This is a genomic window from Streptomyces sp. RP5T (genome assembly GCF_003933965.1).
Taxonomy (GTDB): domain Bacteria; phylum Actinomycetota; class Actinomycetes; order Streptomycetales; family Streptomycetaceae; genus Streptomyces.
In genome coordinates, this window is sequence record NZ_RSAJ01000762.1 from 1 (window position 1) to 3389 (window position 3389).

A 3389-nucleotide genomic window follows, 5' to 3' on the forward strand; every position below is an offset into this window, starting at 1 on the left:
GGCGAAGCCAGTGGGGCGGACGCGGGCGGCAAGGTCAGCGAGCCGGACAGGGACGGCGAGGTCAGCGGGGCGGATGGAGGCGGCAAAGCCAACGAGCCGGACGCGGGCGGCGAAGTCAGCGGGGCGGACGCGGGCGGCGAAGCCAGTGGGACGGACGCGGGCGGCAAGGTCGACGAGCCAGACACGGGCGGCGAAGCCAACGAGCCGGACAGGGACGGCAAGGTCGACGAGCCAGACACGGGCGGCGAAGCCAACGAGCCGGACAGGGACGGCAAGGTCGACGAGCCAGACACGGGCGGCGAAGCCAACAGGCCGGACAGGGACGGCAAGGTCGACGAGCCAGACACGGGCGGCGAAGCCAACGAGCCGGACAGGGACGGCAAGGTCGACGAGCCGGACGCGGGCGGCGAGGCCAGCGGGGCAGCGCCCATCCTCACCACCGCGACCTTCCGCCCCAGCTCCACCACGGGTCCGGCCGTCAGTCGGCGCACGTCCTGGCGGAGCACTCGGGTGTGTGCGGCCGCCAGCTCGGCGCCGGGGGCGACGCCCAGTTCCTGCCTCAGGCGTCGCCGGATGTCGTCGTAGGCCTTCAGGGCCTCCGCCTGCAGGCCGCAGGCCGCCAGGGACAGGACGAGTCTGGCGTGCAGGGGTTCGTCGAGGGGGTCGTGGGCGCCTGCCTGGCGCAGGACGGGCAACGCCTGTTCGGCGCGGCCGCACAGCAGCGCCGAGTCCGCCGCCAGCCGTGCGGTGTCCAGGAGCTCCCGTGCGAGGGCGGTGAACTGGACGTGCTCGCGGGCGGACGCGGGGATCCCCATCGCCACCGGACCGCGCCACTCCCCCAGCGCCCGGGTGAAACAGTCCGTCGCTCTCTCCAGCCGCCCGGCGGCCGCCGCCTGCTTGCCCTGCCGCGTCAGCTCGCGCAGGCGCAGCAGGTCGACCTCGTCCGTGGCCGCCTCCAGCAGATAGCCGCCAGGGCGCCGGAGCAGGCGTCGGCCGGTGGCGCGGAGCGGCAGCCCGGGTTCGAGCAGCCTCCGGAGCGAGCCGACGTAACGGCGGATCACGTTCAGGGCGCTGGCGGGCGGACGCTCGGCCCAGATCGTGTCGAGGATCTCGCCGGTCGGCACGGGGCGGCCCGCGTGTGCCAGGAGCAGAGCGAGCAGGGCCTGTTGCTGGGGGAATCCGAGGTCGAGCTCCAGTCCCGCGCGCCACACCCGTACGGGACCCAGCACCTGGAACCGCACCGCCTGCCCCGCCTCCTCTCCCGCCGCCGCACTCCGCCCCGGCGCAGTCTCCGGGGTGAGGCGGTCCGGCGCGAGCGCACCCGTCGGCGTCGCGTCAGCCCGCACCGCTCTGCTCCTCGGCTCCGCCCAGCAGAGCCTCCACGCGTCCCGCGTCGGGGTGGTCCAAAGACCTGAGGAGGGTGAGGGCGTCGTGCCAGGCGGCGCGGGCGGCGTCCGCGTCCCCCATGGCGAGGTGGGTGTCGCCGACACGGACGAGGATGTCGGCCTCCGAGTAGGGAACGCCGAGTTCGCGGAGCAGGGTGAGGCCGTTGCGGTAGCCGAGAAGGGCGTGCTGGTGGCGCCCGAGGTGGTGATGGGCGTAGGCGATGCTGTCCCAGGTGACGGCCTGCCCGTAGCGGTCACCGAGCTCCTGAAGCATGGTCAGGGCTTCGAAGCTGTGCGTCAGGGCCTGCCGGTAGTCGCCGAGCAGGCCGTGGTACCAGCCTACGGAGTTCAGGACGCTGGCCTGGGCGGCGCGGTCGCCGAGAGCGCGGAACAGGGAGAGGGCGAACTGGTTGTGGCGCAGGGCACCGATCAGGTCGCCGTGCTGCTCGCTCGTCCAACCGAGGCTGCGATGGGTGTGGGCACGACCGATTCGGTCCCCGAGTTCGGTGAACAGTTCCAGAGCCTGCTCCAGGCGCGGGACGGCCCGGGAGAGCAGGCCCAGCCGCCCCTCCACGCGGGCCAGTCCGCGCAGGCCGTGGGCCTCCAGGACGGGGTCGGCGAGCCGCCGGGCGGCGTCGAGCGCGGTGCGTTGCACGGCGAGCCCGTCGTGCCAGTGGCCGCGCCGGTCGAAGAACGGCTCCAGGGACCAGGCCAGTTGGCAGGCGAGACGTTCCTGCACTGCGTCCGCGGATGCGGCGGCCGTCTCGACGACGGCGATCAGCACCGCGTGTTCCGCGGTGAGCCAGGCCAGGGCGCGGTCGTCGTCGGCGAGCGGCTCGGGGTGCACGCCCCGCGGCACGGGCGGCGGCAGTGGATCGGAGTTGGGGGCGAGGAGCCGGTCGGCGGCGTGGGCGGTGTGCAGGTAGAAGTGGTGCAGCCGGTGCAGGGCGGCCTTCCGCTCGGCCTCGGTGTCCCGCTCGTCGAGGAGTTCCGCGGCGTGGGCACGCAGCAGGTCGTGGAAGACGTGACGGGCGGGGGCGTGCTCGGTGATGAGGTGCAGGCCGGTCAGCTCGGCCAGCAGCGGTCTGGTCCGGCGTACCGGCAGGCCGGCGAGGGCGGCCGCGGCGGGCAGGGAGAAGTCGGGGCCGGGGTGCAGTGCGAGCAGCCGGAAGAGCCGGGCGGCCGCGTCGGAGACGGCTCGGGTGGACCAGGAGAACACGGTGCCGACGTCGAGGGAGGCGTCGGACCGGGCGAAGGCGTCGAGGCTGCCGTCTGCCTCGCGCAACTCGGCGGCGACAGCGGCAAGCGGGAAGTGCGGGTGCAGCGCGGCGCGGGCCGCGACGCAGGCGAGGGCCAGGGGCAGTCCGGCGCACAGCTCGCCGATCTCGTCCGCGGCAGCGGGCTCGGCCGCCACGCGGTCGGAGCCCAGGCGGCGCACGAGGAACGCCCGTGCCTGGACCGCGTCGAACGGCCTCAACGTCAGGGGCCGGGCGCCGCTGGCGGCCACCAGGCCGGGCAGTTCGTCGCGGCTGGTGACGACGGTGAGGCAGCCGGCCGAGCCGGGCAGCAACGGTCGCACCTGCTCTGCGTCGCGAGCATTGTCCAGTACGACGAGGACCCGCCGTCCGGCCAGCGTGCTCCGGTAGAGGGCGGCCTGTGCGTCCAGGCCGACCGGGATCCGTTCCGGCGGCACACCCAGCGCGTCGAGGAACCCCCGGACGGCTTCCCCCGACTCCAGTTGGGCGCCGGACGGGTCGAAACCGCGCAGATTGACGTAGAGCTGCCCGTCGGGGAACCGGCCGGCGATCCGGTGCGCCCAGTGCACGGCGAGGGTCGTCTTGCCGACGCCCGCCATACCGCTGATGACGACGGTCCCGGGATACGACACTTCCTCGCCGAACAGCGCGAAAGCCTCGTCCAGTTCGGCACGGCGGCCCGTGAACAGGTGCAGGTCGCTGGGTAGTTGGGCGGGCGGTGGGGTGACGGGGAGAGTCGGTGCGGGAG

The 3389-nt window shown here is 74.2% G+C and carries 2 protein-coding genes; both read right to left on the bottom strand.

The genetic code is table 11. From position 1 onward, the window contains the following. A partial coding sequence (locus tag EHS43_RS40550; protein WP_260470940.1) for a BTAD domain-containing putative transcriptional regulator occupies positions 1–1346 on the bottom strand: 1346 nt, incomplete at its 3' end. Beyond that, positions 1336–3389, bottom strand: a 2054-nt coding sequence (locus EHS43_RS40555) for an NB-ARC domain-containing protein (RefSeq protein ID WP_125195542.1), incomplete at its 5' end; no start/stop codon positions are given. The genes EHS43_RS40555 and EHS43_RS40550, both read right to left, overlap by 11 nt.